The 15,659-nt window shown below is 54.8% G+C and carries 12 protein-coding genes and 1 other RNA gene; 8 read left to right on the top strand and 5 right to left on the bottom strand.

Going from position 1 to position 15,659, the window contains the following annotated elements; all coding sequences use genetic code 11:
* Window positions 1-27: 27 nt before the first annotated feature.
* Both sufB and sufA read right to left on the bottom strand, forming a co-directional pair.
* Complete coding sequence (gene sufB / locus AC2AXP_RS05590; RefSeq protein WP_004963559.1) at window positions 28-1,527, bottom strand: Fe-S cluster assembly protein SufB; 1,500 nt, start codon at window positions 1,525-1,527, stop codon at window positions 28-30.
* Between the two features lie 14 nt (window positions 1,528-1,541).
* Window positions 1,542-1,913 carry a Fe-S cluster assembly scaffold SufA gene (sufA, locus tag AC2AXP_RS05585; protein ID WP_004963562.1) on the bottom strand — a complete coding sequence of 124 codons (372 nt, stop codon included), beginning with the start codon at window positions 1,911-1,913 and terminating at the stop codon, window positions 1,542-1,544.
* Between the two features lie 556 nt (window positions 1,914-2,469).
* Here sufA and AC2AXP_RS05580 point away from each other — a divergent pair.
* The gene (locus AC2AXP_RS05580; RefSeq protein WP_004963569.1) at window positions 2,470-2,874 is read left to right on the top strand and encodes a hypothetical protein; all 405 of its coding nucleotides are present in this window, start codon (window positions 2,470-2,472) and stop codon (window positions 2,872-2,874) included.
* A 63-nt stretch (window positions 2,875-2,937) separates the two neighbouring features.
* Window positions 2,938-4,404, top strand: coding sequence for an MltF family protein (locus AC2AXP_RS05575; RefSeq protein WP_484381467.1), 1,467 nt, complete (start codon window positions 2,938-2,940; stop codon window positions 4,402-4,404).
* Here the strand turns inward: AC2AXP_RS05575 and AC2AXP_RS05570 are convergent.
* Complete coding sequence (locus AC2AXP_RS05570) at window positions 4,385-4,801, bottom strand: hotdog fold thioesterase (RefSeq protein ID WP_039992153.1); 417 nt, start codon at window positions 4,799-4,801, stop codon at window positions 4,385-4,387. The genes AC2AXP_RS05575 and AC2AXP_RS05570 overlap by 20 nt on opposite strands.
* The gene (gene ydiJ, locus AC2AXP_RS05565; protein ID WP_484381466.1) at window positions 4,798-7,854 is read right to left on the bottom strand and encodes a D-2-hydroxyglutarate dehydrogenase YdiJ; all 3,057 of its coding nucleotides are present in this window, start codon (window positions 7,852-7,854) and stop codon (window positions 4,798-4,800) included. Before ydiJ ends, AC2AXP_RS05570 begins: the two co-directional genes overlap by 4 nt.
* 276 nt (window positions 7,855-8,130) lie before the next feature.
* Between ydiJ and ydiK the strand changes: the two genes are divergently transcribed.
* Together ydiK and rprA are read left to right on the top strand one after the other, a co-directional pair.
* Window positions 8,131-9,231 carry an AI-2E family transporter YdiK gene (gene ydiK / locus AC2AXP_RS05560; RefSeq protein WP_039992155.1) on the top strand — a complete coding sequence of 367 codons (1,101 nt, stop codon included), beginning with the start codon at window positions 8,131-8,133 and terminating at the stop codon, window positions 9,229-9,231.
* 256 nt (window positions 9,232-9,487) lie between these two features.
* An RNA gene (gene rprA / locus AC2AXP_RS05555) (antisense sRNA RprA) lies at window positions 9,488-9,598 on the top strand.
* Between the two features lie 115 nt (window positions 9,599-9,713).
* On the opposite strand, the gene ppsA is transcribed toward rprA, so the two are convergent.
* The gene (gene ppsA, locus AC2AXP_RS05550) at window positions 9,714-12,086 is read right to left on the bottom strand and encodes a phosphoenolpyruvate synthase (RefSeq protein WP_004963587.1); all 2,373 of its coding nucleotides are present in this window, start codon (window positions 12,084-12,086) and stop codon (window positions 9,714-9,716) included.
* A gap of 545 nt (window positions 12,087-12,631) precedes the next feature.
* On the opposite strand from ppsA, the gene ppsR reads away from it, so the two are divergent.
* From ppsR to hemP, 4 genes are all read left to right on the top strand, one after another.
* Window positions 12,632-13,453 carry a posphoenolpyruvate synthetase regulatory kinase/phosphorylase PpsR gene (ppsR, locus tag AC2AXP_RS05545; RefSeq protein ID WP_039992753.1) on the top strand — a complete coding sequence of 274 codons (822 nt, stop codon included), beginning with the start codon at window positions 12,632-12,634 and terminating at the stop codon, window positions 13,451-13,453.
* A gap of 178 nt (window positions 13,454-13,631) precedes the next feature.
* A complete protein-coding gene (locus tag AC2AXP_RS05540; RefSeq protein ID WP_004963591.1) occupies window positions 13,632-14,678 on the top strand; it encodes a 3-deoxy-7-phosphoheptulonate synthase in 1,047 nt (348 codons plus the stop codon).
* Between the two features lie 115 nt (window positions 14,679-14,793).
* A complete protein-coding gene (locus tag AC2AXP_RS05535) occupies window positions 14,794-15,279 on the top strand; it encodes a glutathione peroxidase (RefSeq protein ID WP_004963593.1) in 486 nt (161 codons plus the stop codon).
* Between the two features lie 167 nt (window positions 15,280-15,446).
* The gene (gene hemP, locus AC2AXP_RS05530; protein ID WP_039992755.1) at window positions 15,447-15,632 is read left to right on the top strand and encodes a hemin uptake protein HemP; all 186 of its coding nucleotides are present in this window, start codon (window positions 15,447-15,449) and stop codon (window positions 15,630-15,632) included.
* Window positions 15,633-15,659: the final 27 nt, after the last annotated feature.

Here is a 15,659-nt window from a genome sequence, read left to right as displayed (position 1 = left end):
CTCTGGTGGCGTTTTTCCGCCCAAATATTAACCGACGCTGTGTTCCAGGCTGATTGCCAGAAGTTTTTGTGCCTCGACCGCGAATTCCAGCGGCAGCTCGGAGAATACATCCTTACAAAAACCGTTGACGATCATTGAAATAGCATCGTCTTCGCTGATGCCACGCTGCAGGCAATAGAACAGTTGGTCGTCACCGATCTTCGAGGTGGTGGCTTCATGTTCCAGTTGTGCGCTGTTATTGCGTGCCTCAACGTACGGGAAGGTATGCGCCCCGCTGTCGGGACCGATCAGCATCGAATCGCACTGGGTAAAGTTGCGCGCGTTTTCTGCCCCCGGCAGGATTTTGACCAGACCGCGATAGGTATTTTCGCTGTGACCGGCGGAAATGCCCTTGGCAATAATGGTTGATTTGGTGTTTTTGCCAATGTGGATCATTTTGGTGCCGGTGTCTGCCTGCTGGTGACCGCTGGTCAGCGCGACCGAGAAGAATTCACCGATCGAATTGTCCCCCTGCAAGATCACGCTCGGATATTTCCAGGTGATGGCCGAGCCGGTTTCCGACTGGGTCCAGGACATTTTCGAATTGGCCCCTTCACACAAGGCACGCTTGGTGACGAAGTTGAGAATACCGCCCTTGCTGTCGCCGCCGGAGAACCAGTTCTGCACCGTCGAATACTTCACTTCGGCATCTTTATGCAGTATCACTTCCACCACCGCCGCATGCAGCTGATAGCTGTCGCGTACCGGGGCGGAGCAGCCTTCGATATAGCTGACATAGCTACCTTCGTCGGCGATCAGAATGGTTCGTTCGAACTGGCCGGTTTTGGCGGCGTTGATGCGGAAGTAGGTAGACAGCTCCATCGGGCAACGCACCCCTTTCGGCACGTAGACAAATGTGCCATCAGAGGCCACCGCCGCGTTGAGTGCGGCAAAAAAGTTATCGTTGGAGGGCACGACGCGCCCAAGATATTTACGCACCAGATCCGGGTATTCCTGAATCGCCTCACCGAACGAACAGAAAATCACCCCGCTTTCGGCCAGTTTTTCGCGATAGGTGGTCGCCACGGAGACCGAGTCAAAGATGGCGTCCACCGCCACTTCACTGCCCTCACGCACCGGCACGCCCAACTGGTTGAACGCCAGCTCCACTTCGCTGGTCAGATAGCTGTTTTCCGCCAGTTGGGCGCCTGGCTGCTGTTCCGCTCCCGGCTGTGAACCGCAGGCGTCATCACAGCTGCCGCAGGACGGCGCCGAATAATAACTGTAATCCTGATAGTTCAGCCGGTCGTAATTGGCTTTCAGCCAGTGCGGCTCTTCCATTTGCAACCACGCGCGATAGGCTTCCAGCCGAAACTCCAGCATCCACTCAGGTTCGTTGCGCTTGGCCGAGATGGCGCGAACCACCTCTTCGTTAATGCCGGTGGCCAACTCGTCGGTAGCCACCTGGGTAAAGAAGCCTTCCTTGTAACGACCTTCACTGACCCAAGCCTGTACATCATTTGGTACTTCTACATTGCTTCGTGTCATGTTGATTACATCGCTCAAACGCCAAAACTCTCGCCACACCCACAGGCATGTTGAGCTTTAGGGTTGTTGAATTTGAATATCTGATTCAGCCCTTCGCGGACAAAATCGACCGTCGTGCCATCGATAAAGGGCATCGCTTTCAGCGGCACGTAAAGCTTTGCGCCGTCGCGCTCAAACAGCAGGTCATCGCCTGCCGGTTCTCGGGTCAGATCCAGCACATAGGCAAACCCGGCGCAGCCGGACTGTTTCACCCCGAGCTGCAACCCCTTGACCTGCGGATCCTGCTGCATCAGCTTGATGATTTGCTTGACGGCGCTGTCGCTAAGGGAAATGCCTTGCCAGACATTCTCTGCCAACGAGAAAGTACCGACATTTTCTGTTTGCATATGGCCTACCTCATGTTTTCTCTATCACAGCCAAATCAGGCTATATCGACTATGTTAGTGATAATGATTATCACTTCAACCGTTTGTTTTGCGGGGGTATCGGCTGAAAACCCGGTTTTTCACCTCAGCCGATGGAAAGCGCGCTGGAGATTTCGCTGCCTCCACGCACTGGGATGGGGAATGAACCTGTTTATTCATTTGAATTTTAATCACTTTACCCATTACCGTACCGCTCGCCCCGGCGGCGAAAACGCTCAACCACCTCGAGCATTTTTTGCCATTTTAAACATTCATAGAAAATACCTATTTCTGTGACTTGTCTGTCTGAAAAATGCGTTTAACGTTAAATGATGCTGTTTCGCTCCGTTAGCGCGCCGCCCTTCTGTATAAAGTTTAGTCGCTACTGAGTAAATGGGGTCGCTGTGCGCCAAGTAAAGGGTCGAATCACGGTGGTTTTCGACCGCCACAGGCAGGCGAAAAATTTCAACAAGATGATTGATCGTTACGGCACCAATCAATATGATAATGATTATCATTCAGACCATGGTGCGGAACTATGACCATCTCAATAAACGCTTGGCTGCTCGGAAAAATCGATGAGTACAAGTTCAGCATTCGTGATGCAACGGTGGACTTCTTCATGGCGGAAGCCGCCCTAAAGCGCCCGGAATGCAACATCGATAACTTGAAACGCTTCAATGGCATCAGCCTGAACATCGCCAATCTCTGCCTGGAAAACGGCGATGACGAAAGTTACCTGCACGCATTGAGCAAGCTGCATAATCGACTGATCGTGGAAATCAACAATCCGCAGCGTTGTCAGCTGTTCCGTGTGCAAAGCTACCATTTTGCTCGCCATACCCTGACGCTGATCTGCCAGAAATACGCGATGGAAGGCACCTGGGAAAAGGCCAATGCGTTTCAGAAGGATTTCGTCAAGCGGGTACCGTTCCAGTTATAATCTTCCGCCGACGCAAGGCGCAACGACTATACTTGGCACAGGGGTATTGCGTGCGAGGGTGTTATGGCCAGCTTGCGTTATGGCATGCTATTGGCAGTCTGCGGCTGGGTGCTCGCCTTGCCAAGCACCGCCGCCCCTCCCTTGAAATTACAAACGCAAATCCAGGTGCACATGGGCGATCTGGACATGATGCAACAACGGCGGATCGTCCGGGTGTTGGTGCCCTACAGCAAGACGTTTTATTTCCTCAGCGCCGATACCACCCAGCGCGGCATGATGGCTGATTTAATGCTGGCGCTGGAAAAGCAGCTCAACCAGCACCACACAAACCCGGCGGACAAGATTCGACTGGTGTTCATTCCCACCGCTCGCGATCGGTTAATCCCGGAACTGCTGGCGGGACGCGGCGATATCATTGCCGCCGACCTGACCATCACGCCACAGCGCCTGGCGCTGGTCGACTTCAGCACGCCATTAGCCAGCCAGGTGCATGAAGTGGTGGTGCGTCACCGCCATGCCCCAGCGGTGAGGTCCTTGACCGCACTGGCTGGCAAAACCGTTTTTGTCAATCCCACCAGCAGCTACTATCAAAGCCTTGAGCAGTTGAACCGGACGCTGAAACAGCAACGGCATCCGCCGGTCGAAATACAACCCGCGCCAGGCAACTTTGAGCCAGAGGATGTGCTGGAAATGCTCAACGCCGGCCTGGTGGATTACAGCGTTACCGACCGGTATCTGGCCCTGTTCTGGCAGCAGATATTTGCCGATATCGTCATTGAACCGCAGCTGTTCTTACGCCAGGACCGCCAGATTGCGTTGGCAATGCGCAAGCATTCACCGCTCTTGAAGGCCCAGCTCGACCTGTTTTGCGATCGGCACAAAATTGGCAGCACCTTCGGCAATATTCAACTCAAAAAGTACCTGAAGAGCACCCAATGGGTGAAAAACGCCACCCGGCACGCGGAAATGCAAAAATTCATTCAGGTGCGCGATCTGTTTCATAAATACGGTAATCAGTATGGTATCGATTGGTTACTGATGGTTGCACAGGGTTATCAGGAGTCGCGGCTCGATCAGCGGGTGCGCAGTAAGGCGGGCGCCATTGGCGTGATGCAGGTGATGCCAGCAACCGGCCGGGAGTTGAACGTCGGCGATATTCGCCAATTGGAGCCCAATATCAATGCCGGGATCAAATACATCCGTTTTATGATGGACCGTTATTATGCCAACGAACCCATGACTCATCTGGACAAGCTGCTGTTCACCTTTGCCGCCTATAACGCCGGCCCACGCCGCATCGCCCTGCTACGCAAGGAGGCGGCACGGATCGGGTTGGATCGCAACGTGTGGTTTAATAATGTCGAACGGGTTGCGGCGGCGCGCATTGGCCGGGAAACGGTACAGTATGTCAGTAATATTTATAAGTATTATGTGGCGTATTCGCTGATCCAGCAGCAAACCCGGCTACGGCAACGAGCCCTGCAGGCCGAGGCGCCCGCAGGGCCGGTCGTTATTCAATCACCGCGGTAGTCAGACGCGAAATGCAGCACAGTTTGTCACGGGCATCGAAAATTTCAATCTGCCAGACCTGATTACGCCGGCCGGCATGCAGCGCACGGCATACGCCGCGCACCTGGCCTTCGAACACCGCGCGCAGATGATTGGCATTAATCTCCACCCCAACCACTTTCTGTTCGCCTTCGGTGCACAAATACCCCGCCATCGACCCCATCGATTCCGCCAACACCACCGACGCGCCGCCGTGCAGCAGGCCGAACGGCTGGGTGGTGCGGTTATCTACCGGCATGGTGGCTTCAAGGTAATCGTCGCCAATCCGGGTGAATTCAATGCCGATATGGCTCACCATGCAACCAGCGCTGGAATGGTTAAGCTGTTCCAGGGTGGTGTGTCGTTTCCATAGCTTCACGCTATCATCTCCAACAGGGCCTGTAATGGATGCCGCACGCCATTGCCCTCAATGCGCTTGACCTGGCTGCGGCAGGAATAGCCGGTCGCCAGACAACGTTGACGTGGCAAGCGTTGCAGCGCCTGGTGCCATGATAACTCATAAATGCCGAGCGAATTTTGCAGATTTTTACTTTCATGCCCGTAGGTGCCGGCCATACCGCAGCAACCGACGCTGACGTTTTCCAGTTTGGCGCCAAAACGGGCAAAGATATCGGCCCATTGCTGGCTGCTGGCCGGCAGCGCGGTGGTTTCGGTACAGTGGCCGAACAAATACCAGGCTTCGCCGGTGGCCGGCTGTTCGGCACGATCCACCAACCGCTGCCGCAGCCATTCATGCACCAGCAGAACCTGGAAGTTACCGCGCGATTCGCCGAGTATTTCATGATATTCGTCGCGATAGCACAGCACCAGAGCCGGATCGACCCCCACCAGCGGCATCTCCAGTTTGGCGACGCGGTTAAGAAAATCGGCAGTCTTGCGCGCGGTTTTGGCGAACCGCGTCAGGAAGCCTTTAACGTGCTGCGCCTTGCCGTTGGGTGAAAATGGCAGCAGTACCGGTTTATAACCCAGTTTTTCCGCCAACCGAACGAAATCGGCAACCACTTTGGCATCGTAATAACTGGTGAACGGATCCTGGACGATCAGCACATAGTGCTCGCGATCGGCCGGCGCTAACGCTTCCAACTGCTCCAGCGTCATGGTGGTAGCCTGATGCCCGCTGAGTTGCTGGCGCAGCGTCGGGCTCGACAACATCGGCAAGTCAACCATGCCGATCGCATTGCGGCTCAGTTCACGCAGCCACGGCTGCTTGAAGAAAAAGTTGAACACCTTCGGCGCTTTCGCCATCAGCGGCGTATAGCTTTCAACCCCGGCCACCATGTAGTCTCGCGCCGGACGCAGATAACGGGTGTGGTACAGCTGCAGAAAACGCGAGCGGAATCCCGGCACGTCAATCTTGATCGGGCACTGGGTGGAGCAGGCCTTGCAGGCCAGGCAGCCGGACATCGCCTCTTTGACCTCATGCGAAAAATCGTACTCGCCCTTGCCGGCATACCAGCTGTTGCGGGTTTTTTCGATCAGCACGCGGAAGCTCAGCCGCTGCTGTGGCAACGTCTTTTCCAGCGCCAGCGGATCAACCCCCTGCTCGCTCAACAGGCGCAGCCATTCACGCACCAGCGCCGCCCGCCCCTTTGGCGAATGAATGCGACTGCCAGTGATTTTCATCGATGGGCACATCGGACTGCGCACGTCAAAGTTGAAACACAGGCCATTACCGTTGCACTCCATGGCACCACGGAACGAACTGCGCACCGCGATCGGGATGCGGCGGTCGAGGGTACCGCGCTTTTCGGCGTCGACTTGCATCATCGGCGCATCCACGCCAAGCGGCGGACAGATCTTGCCCGGATTCAGCCGGTTGTCCGGATCGAACGCTGCCTTGATACGGCGCAGCTCTTCGAACAGCGTGTCGCCAAAGAATGCCGGGCTGTATTCCGCACGGAAACCTTTACCGTGCTCTCCCCACAGCAAACCGCCGTATTTGGCGGTCAGCGTCACCACCTGGTCGGAAATCTGCTTCATCAGCATTTCCTGCTGCGGATCGCACATATCCAGCGCCGGGCGCACGTGCAACACGCCAGCGTCAACATGGCCGAACATGCCGTAGCTGAGATTATGGCTATCAAGCAGTTGGCGGAATTCGACGATATAATCAGCCAGATGCTGCGGCGGTACGCAGGTATCTTCGGCAAACGGGATCGGTTTGGCCTGTCCTTTGGCGTTGCCCAGCAGCCCAACCGCCTTTTTGCGCATATTGTAAATACGCTCGATGCCGTTGAGATCGCCACAGACCTGATAGCCGATCACCCCGGCCTGACGATCGGCGATCAGCGCATCCAGCCGTTGGCACAGGCTGTCCAGTTGCTGTTCAATCAGCGGCTCATCGTCGCCGGCGAACTCAACGATATTCAACCCCAACATCTGTTTGTCCGGCACGTTGGTGATCAACTCGCTGACCGAATGCCAGACAATATCTTCCCGCGCCAGATTCAAAACCTTGGAGTCGATGGTTTCTACCGACAGTGCCTTGGCCTCAACCATAAACGGCGCGTTGCGCAACGCCGAATCGAACGAGTCATATTTGACGTTCACCAATCGCCGTACTTTCGGCAATGGCGTAATGTTCAGTCGGGCTTCGGTGATAAACGCCAGCGTTCCTTCGGCGCCGGTCAGGATGCGCGTCAGATCGAAGGTTTGCAGATCGTCACTCAGCACATGCCGCAGATCGTAGCCGGTCAGGAACCGGTTGAGCTTGGGGAATTTATCCACAATCAGCGCGCGCTGCTCGCGGCAGCGATGCAATACGGTGTGATAAATGCGCCCTTCCTGGGTATTCTCCAAAGCAATCGTTTCCGCCAACGCCGTCGGCATGGCGCGCGTGTCGAGCATCTCGCCACCCAGCAATACGGCGCGCAGTCCCAGTACGTGATCGGACGTTTTGCCATACACCAGCGATCCTTGCCCTGAGGCATCGGTGTTGATCATACCGCCCAGGGTAGCGCGGTTGCTGGTCGACAGTTCCGGCGAGAAGAAGTAGCCGAACGGCTTGAGGTATTGGTTGAGCTGATCCTTGATAACCCCGGCCTCAACCCGAACCCAGCCTTGTTCCAGGTTGATATCCAGTATGCGATTCATATGGCGCGACATGTCCACCACGATGCCGCTGTTAAGCGACTGGCCGTTGGTGCCGGTGCCGCCACCGCGTGGGCTAAAGGTCAGCGAGCTGAATTTTTCGTCTGCGGCCAGCCGGGCAAGCAGCGCCACGTCGCTGGTTGAGCGCGGGAATACCACCGCATCGGGCAGTAGTTGATAGATACTGTTATCGGTCGCCATGGTCAGGCGATCGGCGTAACTGGTGGCAATATCGCCATTGAATCCGTGTTGTTTTAACGCCGCCAAAAAATCGAGCACCCGTTGAACGAGGCCGGGAGCCTGAGAAATCTGTGGGATCATTGCTTTTTATGCGCCTGTCTGTCTAATTTGAACGCCTGACCGAGCCTGGAGTCAGGCCCAGCCTGTTTTGGTTATCGTTAAAAACTATCATACTTCTCAGTAGCAGATAACCAATTAATCGCGCGGCATTTACGCCGCTGACTGCTGACGCTCAACAACGGCAACCGGCCTCACCCCGCACGGCAAATTGTGCGCCGCACTGTGAAATTTGGCAAAAATGCATCATGATTATCAGACGGAGCAAAGGAATTTACCTAATAGGATGAGAACCCTTTCATGACAGTCCCACAACCGCGATATGATTTGCCAAGAATTATCTTTGGCGTGATGTTCATTGCCATAATGATCGTTGCCTGCTTTTGGGTGGTTCAACCTTTTATACTTGGCTTCGCCTGGGCCAGCATGGTGGTCATCGCCACCTGGCCGTTATTGATTAAATTACAGAATCTGCTGTGGGGACGACGTTCACTGGCGGTGCTGGTCATGACACTGATTCTGATCGTGCTATTCGTGATGCCGATTGCGCTGCTGGTAAATAGCGTGGTGGATAACAGCGCGCCGATCGTCGCCTGGGCCAGTACGCCAGGCAAAGTGCATATTCCCGATCTGGCCTGGTTGAATTCCATTCCAATGATCGGTGACAAGGTCTACAGCAGTTATCACACCCTGATCAACAGCGGTGGCGGCGCACTGATTGCCAAGGTACAACCCTACTTCGGCCAGACAGCCACCTGGTTCGCGGCCCAGGCCGCGCACATTGGCCGTTTCCTGATGCACTGTTCGCTGATGGTATTGTTCAGCGTGCTGCTTTACGCCCGCGGCGAACAGGTGGCATTGGGCATCCGCCACTTTGCGGTACGTCTGGGTGCCGAACGTGGCGACGCGGCGGTACTGCTGGGCGGTCAGGCTATTCGTGCCGTCGCTTTGGGTGTGGTGGTTACCGCGCTGGTGCAGTCGGTACTGGGTGCGATTGGCCTGGCGATAACCGGCATCCCGGCCGCCACCCTGCTGGCGGTGCTGATGTTCATCTTCTGCGTCGCGCAACTGGGGCCATTGCCGGTGCTGATCCCGGCGATTATCTGGCTGTATTGGAGCGGTGACACCACCTGGGGCACGGTATTGCTGGTGTGGAGCTGCGTGGTCGGCACCCTCGACAACTTCCTGCGCCCGGTGTTGATCCGCATGGGCGCAGACTTGCCAATGATTCTGATCCTGTCCGGCGTGATTGGCGGCCTGCTGGCGTTTGGCATGATCGGGCTGTTTATCGGGCCGGTCGTGCTGGCGGTATCATACCGTTTGCTGACCGCCTGGATGAACGAAGCTCCCGAACCAACGGCCGATCTCGACGAGGTCGCCAAGGATTTGGAACAGCTGTAATCCGTTTGGCATCTGCCCGCTAATGGGCAGATGCCTGATTCAATTATTTCACCGTTACCGCCAATTGAGTAAATCAGCGGAAATATATCCAGCCGATTCATGATAAATTGTGCTTAAACGATTAAACATGCCGAATAAATGCAGGTTATTTTTTTGCCGGTAATTTGACAAAATGAATAACAAACTTGGGGTTAATCGGTTTATTAGGACGATTCTTAATGACTAATTTAAGCCAAGTACCTAGTATTATTGCCATATCTTGCTTTAACCCCCTAATTTCAAGCAAGTTTTCCAAACAATGTAATGCCATACATGTGAATTGCTGTGTGTAGTCTTTGCCCGTCTTCAAGGATGGGCTTTTTTTTGTCCTTTTCTTCTACATTATTATTTATTGCCATACTCGCTTACATCTGGAAATAAAAAAGCCGCATAACCACTGCGGCTTTTTTCAATGAAATATATCTTATCGGCGCAATTTATTTTTACTTGGCCAAATTAATCCAGGTTTGCACCACGGTATCCGGATTAAGTGACAGGCTGTCGATCCCCTGCTCCATCAACCACTCGGCAAAATCTTCATGGTCTGACGGACCCTGACCGCAAATACCGACATATTTACCATGGCGCTTGGCTGCCTGAATCGCCATCGACAGCAGCGCTTTCACCGCGTCGTTACGCTCGTCAAACAGTTCTGAAACCACGCCGGAGTCGCGATCCAGCCCCAGCGCCAGCTGTGTCATGTCATTGGAGCCAATCGAGAAGCCATCAAAGTGCTCAAGGAACCGATCCGCCAGCAGCGCGTTGGACGGGATCTCGCACATCATGATCACTTTCAGCCCGTTTTCGCCACGCTTCAGCCCCTGACGCCCCAGTTCCGCAACCACCGCTTCCGCTTGCGCCACGGTGCGCACGAACGGCACCATGATTTCCACGTTGGTCAGCCCCATCTCGTTGCGTACCCGCTTGACCGCCTCACATTCCAGTGCGAAGCAATCACGGAAGCTGTCTGAAACGTAGCGACCGGCGCCGCGGAAACCCAGCATCGGGTTTTCTTCATGTGGCTCGTATTTTTCACCGCCGACCAGGTTGGCATACTCGTTGGACTTGAAATCGGACAACCGCACAATAACGCGTTTTGGCCAAAACGCCGCGCCCAGCGTCGCGATCCCTTCGGTCAGACGACCGACATAGAATTCCACCGGATGGTCATAGCCATGCATCAGCCCCTTGATTTCACGCTGCAACTCCGGCGTTTGCTGGTCGAACTCCAGCAGCGCGCGTGGGTGCACGCCGATCATCCGGTTGATGATGAACTCCAAACGCGCCAGACCGACACCTTCGTTTGGCAGGCAGGCAAAGTCAAAGGCACGATCCGGGTTACCGACGTTCATCATGATCTTCAGTGGCAGTTGCGGCAGCTCGTTCACTTCGGAGCTCTGCACGGTAAAGTCCAGCATGTCTTGGTAAACGTAGCCGGTATCGCCTTCGGCACAGGATATCGTCACCTTTTGGCCGTCTTTCAGCACGTCGGTGGCGTGGCCGCAGCCCACGACCGCCGGAATGCCCAGCTCACGCGCAATGATTGCCGCATGGCAGGTACGACCGCCGCGGTTGGTAACGATCGCCGCCGCCTTCTTCATGATCGGTTCCCAGTCCGGATCGGTCATGTCGGTCACCAGCACGTCGCCCGGCTGGATGCGATCCATTTCGCTGATGTCATGGATCACTTTCACCGGGCCGGCACCGATACGATGACCAATGGCGCGGCCTTCTACCAGTACCTTGCTGCTGCCGTTGAGTTGATAGCGTTCCATCACCTGCCCATTGGAGCGCACGGTTTCCGGACGCGCCTGGACGATCAGCAGTTTGCCGGTGTGGCCGTCTTTCGCCCACTCGATATCCATCGGTCGGCCATAGTGTTTTTCAATCAGGATTGCCTGATGCGCCAGCGCCTGTACTTCATCGTCGCTCAGAGAGAAACGATTGCGTTGCGCCTCTGGCACGTCTTCAATCGCCACCTGCTTGCCGTGGTCCTGCGACGGCGCATACACCATGCGGATTTTTTTGGAACCGACATTGCGGCGCACGATGGCCGGTTTGCCGTTCAGCAGCGTCGGCTTGTGCACATAGAATTCGTCCGGGTTAACCGCACCCTGCACCACCATTTCACCCAAACCGTATGCCGAGGTGATAAACACCACCTGATCAAAACCGGATTCGGTATCGATGGTGAACATCACGCCGGACGATGCCAGATCGGAGCGCACCATGCGTTGCACGCCGGCGGATAGCGCCACGCCGCGGTGATCGTAGCCCTGATGCACGCGATAGGAAATGGCGCGGTCATTGAACAGCGATGCGAACACGTGTTTGATGGCAATCATCACGGCATCGATGCCTTGCACGTTCAGGAAGGTTTCCTGCTGGCCGGCAAACGACGCATCGGGCATGTCCTCGGCGGTGGCGGAAGAGCGCACGGCAAAGGAGGCTTCCGGTTCGCCATCGGCCAATTGCTGATAAGCCAGGGTGATTTCGCGCTCGAACTCCGCATGGAACGGGGTATCGATAACCCATTGGCGAATCTGCGCGCCGGCCTTGGCCAGTTGGGTGACGTCATCAACGTCAGTTTGATCCAGTAACTGATAAATGCGCTGGTTGACACCGCTTTGTTCGAGGAAATCGTTAAACGCCTGGGCAGTAGTGGCAAAGCCATTTGGCACGGCCACGCCCAGATCGGACAGATTGGTGATCATTTCACCGAGCGATGCATTTTTGCCGCCAACACGGTCAACGTCGTGCATGCCAAGCTGGTTGTACCAAAGCACATTACGCAAGTCTGGGCCATTATTGGACATCGAGACAATCCTTATTGCTATCAGTAGGGTATAGACGGATTTAATTCAATTGCGTTGTTCGCCCTTATTTGGGGCCGAACCAGACTAGCACAATCATCCATAAGAAATGGAAAGGTGAATCGATCAACCCGATGAAGAAAATGGATTTTAAGAGAATTACCTAAACGGTCTTTTTGCCGCAGAAACCGGTCTCTGGCGCGCTAAAACACGTAAATTCAACAAATTACGTATATTTTCAATTCTTATTTAACAGCAAGGCGAATTGCCAGCCTTCTGTTGAAATTATCATCGATATACAGCTCAATCGACCGAGAATAATTGGCTATCGCTTTTTATAAAAATCAAAATTCAATTTCAAAAACCAAAATTGCCGGAATGTTCTTATTTTTGCGCTTTTCGGTTGGCTAACCACTGTGGAATCCGTTGGCATCACAGTTTTTTTGCTAGCCTCTTTACCGCCGAATACTCTGGAGCCCATTATGTTTGAACGACAGGCCATCGCCTTGCCGCAGCAGGAAACGTATTTTTCAGTTAAGGAGTCACGGGTGGAAAGAAGCGTATTTTATATTTCGGATGGCACGGCGATCACCGCCGAGGTGCTCGGCCACGCGGTACTGTCGCAATTTCCGGTCAAGGCAACCACCTTTACCCTGCCGTTTGTCGAAACCGAAGCGCGCGCGCGGGCCGTCAGCCAGCAAATCAACGAAATTTATCAACAGACCGGCGTGCGGCCACTGGTGTTTTATTCGATCATTTCGCCGGAAGTACGTAACGTCATCACCCAGAGCGAAGGATTCTGCCAGGATATCGTGCAGGCGCTGGTCGGCCCGTTGCAGGGGGAACTGGATGTCGAACCGACACCGGTGCCCAATCGTACCCATGGGTTGACGGAAAGCAACCTGGGCAAATATGACGCGCGCATCGCGGCCATTGATTACACGCTGGCGCATGATGACGGTATTTCACTACGCAACCTCGATCAGGCGCAGGTGATCCTGCTCGGTGTATCGCGCTGCGGCAAAACCCCTACCAGCCTCTATCTGGCCATGCAGTTTGGCATTCGTGCAGCCAACTACCCGTTTATCGCCGACGATATGGACAATTTGCATTTACCCGCCGCGCTGAAGCCGTTTCAACATAAACTGTTCGGCCTGACGATTAACCCGGAACGACTGGCAGCCATTCGTGAAGAGCGCCGCGAAAACAGCCGTTATGCGTCGTTGCGCCAGTGTCGGATGGAAATTGCCGAAGTCGAAGCATTGTTCCGTAAAAATCAAATCCGCTATCTGAATTCCACCAACTACTCCGTCGAGGAAATTTCCACCAAAATTCTCGATATTCTCGGCATGAGCCGTCGAATGTTTTAACCCTGCTCGGCAGCAAACCGCTGCCGAACATTCCTCGCCAGCGGTATTTATCAATTTTTGTCGGTTTTGCTCAACAGTTATCGCGTTGAACGGTTGAAATCGGCCGTTTTTGCGTTATTGTGATCGCCATCACTTCCCGGTACTCCTGCCGCAGAGAAGAACAGTTTCAGAGATAATCATGCACAAAACAGATGAATTGCGGACCGCGCGCATCGACAGCCTGGTTACGCCGCAAGCGCTGGCGGACAAGCTGCCGATTTCACCGGCAGTGGCGGATAACGTGACGGCGTCACGAAAACGCATTGAACGGATCCTGTCAGGCGAAGACTCGCGCCTGCTGGTGGTGATCGGCCCCTGCTCCATTCACGATCTGGATGCAGCCATGGATTACGCCAGCCGACTTAATGGACTGCGCCAACGTTATCAGCATCGGCTGGAAATCGTTATGCGCACCTATTTCGAGAAACCACGCACCGTGGTGGGCTGGAAAGGCTTGATTTCCGATCCCGATCTTGACGGCAGCTATCAGGTCAATCGCGGCATCGAAATGGCGCGCAAACTGTTGCTCGACGTTAATCAACTCGGCCTGCCGACCGCCACCGAATTTCTTGATATGGTGATCGGGCAATATATTGCCGACCTGATCAGTTGGGGAGCCATCGGCGCACGTACTACCGAAAGCCAAATCCACCGTGAAATGGCGTCTGCGCTGTCATGCCCGGTCGGTTTCAAAAATGGTACCGACGGCAATACCCGCATTGCCATTGACGCCATCCGTGCCGCACGCGCCGGCCATATGTTCCTTTCGCCAGACAAAAACGGCCAGATGACCATTTACCAGACCAGCGGCAACCCTTACGGCCATATCATCATGCGCGGCGGCAAAACGCCGAACTACCATGCGACGGATATCGTCGCCGCCTGTGATAGCCTGCGCGAGTTTGACCTGCCGGAACACCTGGTGATTGATTTCAGCCATGGCAACTGCCAAAAGCTGCATCGCCGCCAACTGGACGTCGCCGAGAATATCTGCCAGCAGATTCGCGCCGGCTCTGCCGCCGTGGTGGGCGTAATGGCGGAAAGCTTCCTGGTGGAAGGCACGCAAAAAATCGTCGCCGGCCAACCGTTGACCTACGGCCAGTCGATCACCGATCCGTGCCTGAGCTGGTCCGACAGCGAGCAACTGCTGGCAATGCTGGCCGATGCGGTCGATAGCCGCTTTTAATCCGTCCTCACCGGGGTGAGCCTGCCCCGGTGATACGGTGTTCAATGCGCATCTATACTGGTAGTAACCGGCAAAACGCCGCCTCGCCCGAGCTACAGGATTTGGAGTTCCCTGCATGAGCCTTTCACTGTTGAGCATCCCCTGCACTACGCTGCAAGGCGAAGCAAAAACCCTGTCGGACTATCCGGCACGCGCCTATCTGCTGGTCAATACCGCCAGCAAATGCGGCTTTACCCCACAATACCGTGGCCTGGAAAACCTGTGGCAATACTATCGCCAGCGCGGTTTGGTGGTGATGGGCTTCCCCTGCAATCAGTTCGGTGCGCAGGAGCCGGGCGATGCCCTGGAGATCGCCAGTTTTTGTACCATGAACTACGGCGTCAGTTTTCCACTGTTCAGCAAAATCGAGGTTAACGGGCCAGGCGCACACCCGTTGTTCAGCGAGCTGAAGCGCCGGGCTCCTGGGCTGTTCGGCATTCAGCGCATCAAATGGAATTTCACCAAGTTTTTGCTGACCGCCGACGGCCAGCGTGTCACCCGCTTTGCGCCGATCACCAAGCCGGAAAAACTGTTCGATCGCATCGAGACCCTGCTGAAGTAACCCTATGGCGTTTGGGCGCCCCCGCGTCGTTCCACTGCCAGATGCAGTGTAAGCAAAAAGGTTCCCTCGGTAAGGAAATTTTCCTTGATGTAACCGAATGTTCACATGATAATGATTATCACTTTGATATTAATTACCATTTGAAGTTTGTTTTTCAGGCCGAACCTATGGAAAAATCGAACCAGAATCCTGCGCCATCGGGCTCGTCAATCGCCATCCACAGCGACCTGCCGATACCCTGTTATGACAGCCAACAGCTGCTGGGCGCAGACGGCATCGCCATTATTACGCATCAAGGGCAGCGCTATCAGCTGCGCCAGACCAAAGCAGGAAAATTGATCCTGACTAAGTAAAAATAAAAAACCTTCCCTGCGAGCCAC

The organism is Serratia sp. Sp408, from assembly GCF_057180665.1.
Note: the sequence above shows the minus strand (reverse complement) of the source record. Positions and strands in the feature narration are given on the sequence as shown.